The following is a 3,313-nucleotide window of genomic DNA, read 5'->3' on the forward strand; positions in this document are numbered from 1 at the left end:
CGGGCGCGCCCCGGCCACCCCCGCGGGGCCCTCGCCGCGTTTGTTACTCGGTGTAACGGAAGAACCCTGCGCGGCAGGTCGAGTGCCGGGACAAAGTAGTCTTGAGCCCATGCCCGAACGCCGTACCGTCGCCCTTGTCACTCTTGGCTGCGCCCGTAACGAGGTGGACTCGGAGGAGCTTGCAGGCCGCTTGGCAGCGGACGGCTGGGAGCTCGTCCAGGACGCCGCCGACGCGGATGTCGCCGTCGTCAACACCTGTGGATTCGTCGAGGCCGCCAAGAAGGACTCCGTCGACGCCCTCCTCGAAGCCAATGATCTGAAGGACCACGGCAGGACCCAGGCCGTGGTCGCCGTCGGCTGCATGGCCGAGCGCTACGGCAAGGACCTCGCGGAGGCCCTGCCCGAGGCGGACGGCGTCCTCGGCTTCGACGACTACGCCGACATCTCCGACCGCCTCCAGACCATCCTCAGCGGTGGCGTCCACGCCGCGCACACCCCGCGCGACCGCCGCAAGCTGCTGCCGATCAGCCCTGCCGAGCGGCAGGACGCCGCCGTGGCCCTGCCCGGCCACGCCCAGGAGGCCGCCCCCGCCCCCGAGGACCTCCCCGAGGGCGTGGCCCCGGTCTCCGGCCCGCGGGCACCGCTGCGCCGGCGGCTGGGCACCAGCCCCGTCGCCTCGGTGAAGCTCGCCTCCGGCTGCGACCGCCGCTGCTCCTTCTGCGCGATCCCGTCCTTCCGCGGCTCCTTCATCTCCCGGCGCCCCTCCGACGTGCTCCAGGAGACCCGCTGGCTCGCCGAGCAGGGCGTCAAGGAGGTCATGCTGGTCTCCGAGAACAACACCTCGTACGGCAAGGACCTCGGTGACATCCGGCTGCTGGAGACCCTGCTGCCCGAGCTCGCCGACGTCGCGGGCATCGAGCGGATCAGAGTCAGCTACCTCCAGCCGGCCGAGATGCGGCCCGGCCTGATCGACGTACTGACCTCGACCCCGAAGGTCGCGCCCTACTTCGACCTGTCCTTCCAGCACTCCGCCCCCGGCGTGCTGCGCGCGATGCGTCGCTTCGGCGACACCGACCGGTTCCTGGAGCTGCTCGACACCATCCGGAGCAAGGCGCCCGAGGCCGGTGCGCGCTCCAACTTCATCGTGGGCTTCCCCGGCGAGACCGAGGCCGATGTGGCGGAGCTGGAACGCTTCCTCACCGGAGCCCGGCTCGACGCCATCGGCGTCTTCGGCTACTCCGACGAGGAGGGCACCGAGGCGGCCGGCTACGAGAACAAGCTGGACGAGGACGTGATCGCCGAGCGGCTGGCGCACATCTCGCAGCTGGCCGAGGAGCTGACCTCGCAGCGCGCCGAGGAGCGGCTCGGCGAGACGCTCCAGGTGCTCGTGGAGTCCGTGGACGACGAGGACGGCGCGGTGGGCCGCGCGGCGCACCAGGCGCCCGAGACGGACGGCCAGGTGCTCTTCACGACACGCGAGGGGCTGGTGCCCGGCCTTATGGTCGAGGCGAAGGTCGTGGGCACCGAAGGGGTGGACCTGGTGGCCGAGAGTTCCGGACGTGTGGAGGCGGCCAGATGACGGGAGTCCCGGCATCCGCGGCAGGCGGCTCCGGCGCGAAGCCGGTCCGCGGCGGCAAGCTGGGCACTGCGGCCGTCAATCAGGCCAGTCTGTGGAACATCGCCAATCTGCTCACCATGCTGCGGCTGGTGCTGGTGCCCGGCTTCGTCCTGCTGCTCCTGCACAACGGCGGGTACGATCCGGCCTGGCGGTCCTTCGCCTGGGCGGCCTTCGCCATCGCGATGATCACCGACCTGTTCGACGGCCATCTGGCACGCACATACAACCTGGTCACCGACTTCGGCAAGATCGCCGACCCGATCGCCGACAAGGCGATCATGGGCGCGGCGCTGGTCTGCCTGTCGTATCTCGGTGATCTGCCGTGGTGGGTCACGGGCGTGATTCTCTTCCGCGAGCTCGGCATCACGCTCATGCGTTTCTGGGTGATCAGACACGGAGTGATTCCGGCCAGCCGCGGCGGCAAGATGAAGACGCTGGCGCAGGGGACGGCCGTCGGGATGTACGTTCTGGCGCTGACCGGCCCGCTCGCCACCCTGCGCTTCTGGGTGATGGCGGTGGCCGTTGTGCTGACGGTGCTCACGGGACTCGACTACGTGCGCCAGGCGGTCGTGCTGCGCCGCAAGGGGCTCGCGGCCGAGCGGGCGGCCGCGGCAGCCGGAGGACGCGGTTCGGCGGAGGCCGAGCGGTGACGTCCGCCGCCGGGGTGCTGGCGCTGCTGGGGGAGCGGGGCGAGAGCCTCGCCGTCGCCGAGTCGCTGACCGGCGGCCTGGTCGCGGCGGAGCTGACGTCCGTGCCGGGTGCCTCGCGGTCCTTCCGGGGATCCGTGACGGCGTACGCGACGCCGCTGAAGCGGGACGTCCTGGGAGTGGACGGCGGTCTGCTGGCGAAGCGCGGCGCGGTCGACCCGGAGGTGGCGCGGCAGATGGCGGCCGGTGTGCGGCGGGTTCTCGGCGCGGACTGGGGCGTGGCGACGACAGGGGTCGCGGGCCCCGATCCGCAGGACGGCAGGGCCGTGGGCACGGTGTACGTGGCGGTGGCCGGACCGGACGGAGCGGAGAATGTCGCCGAGCTGAGGTTGAACGGCGGACGAGCGGACATTCGTAGAGAGAGTGTACGAAGCGCACTCACACTGCTTTCGATGGAACTCAGCAGGAACGCAAGGGCACAGGATACGGAACAGAACGGGGGGAATTGATGTTTGCAGCCCTGAGTGAACACGACATCGCTCCCCGCACGGCCGCCGCGCGAGGCGGTACGGTGGGGCGTGAAGGATGCGGCTACGCGGTCCGAGGAGGGAGCCACCGATGATTCTGCTCCGTCGCCTGCTTGGTGACGTGCTGCGTCGGCAGCGCCAGCGCCAAGGCCGTACTCTGCGCGAAGTCTCCTCGTCCGCCCGAGTCTCGCTCGGCTATCTCTCCGAGGTGGAGCGGGGGCAGAAGGAGGCATCCTCCGAACTGCTCTCCGCCATTTGCGACGCGCTTGACGTACGGATGTCCGAGCTCATGCGTGAAGTGAGCGATGAGCTGTCGCTGGCCGAACTGGCCGAGTCGGCAGCAGCCAGTGATCCGGTCACCGTGCCGGTGCGGCCCATGCTCAATTCCGTTTCCGTGACCTCGGTGGCCGGCGTGCCGTCGGGGCGGGTGACCATCAAGGCGCCCGCGGAAGCGGTGGATGTCGTCGCCGCCTGACCTTTTCGGTCCGGTGGGCAGCGAAGGCCCCGGCCGTCCCTTGGGA

At 70.4% G+C, this 3,313-nt stretch carries 4 protein-coding genes; all 4 read left to right on the top strand.

The features are described from left to right. Positions 1 to 109: 109 nt before the first annotated feature. The 4 genes from rimO to ACFCV8_RS35785 all read left to right on the top strand — a co-directional run bounded on the left by rimO (position 110) and on the right by ACFCV8_RS35785 (position 3,267). Entirely contained in the window at positions 110 to 1,579 is a 1,470-nt protein-coding gene (gene rimO, locus ACFCV8_RS35770) for a 30S ribosomal protein S12 methylthiotransferase RimO (RefSeq protein WP_376689732.1), read from the top strand. Then, entirely contained in the window at positions 1,576 to 2,268 is a 693-nt protein-coding gene (gene pgsA / locus ACFCV8_RS35775; RefSeq protein ID WP_376689733.1) for a CDP-diacylglycerol--glycerol-3-phosphate 3-phosphatidyltransferase, read from the top strand. The genes rimO and pgsA overlap by 4 nt, the downstream gene beginning before the upstream one ends. Next, on the top strand, positions 2,265 to 2,774 hold the full coding sequence (locus tag ACFCV8_RS35780; RefSeq protein WP_376689734.1) for a CinA family protein: 510 nt from the start codon (positions 2,265 to 2,267) through the stop codon (positions 2,772 to 2,774). Before pgsA ends, ACFCV8_RS35780 begins: the two co-directional genes overlap by 4 nt. Positions 2,775 to 2,883: 109 nt before the next feature. After that, positions 2,884 to 3,267, top strand: a complete 384-nt coding sequence (locus tag ACFCV8_RS35785; RefSeq protein ID WP_366296848.1) for a helix-turn-helix transcriptional regulator — start codon at positions 2,884 to 2,886, stop codon at positions 3,265 to 3,267. Positions 3,268 to 3,313 lie beyond the last annotated feature (46 nt).

Source organism: Streptomyces sp. NPDC056347, from assembly GCF_042262625.1.
Classification (GTDB): domain Bacteria; phylum Actinomycetota; class Actinomycetes; order Streptomycetales; family Streptomycetaceae; genus Streptomyces.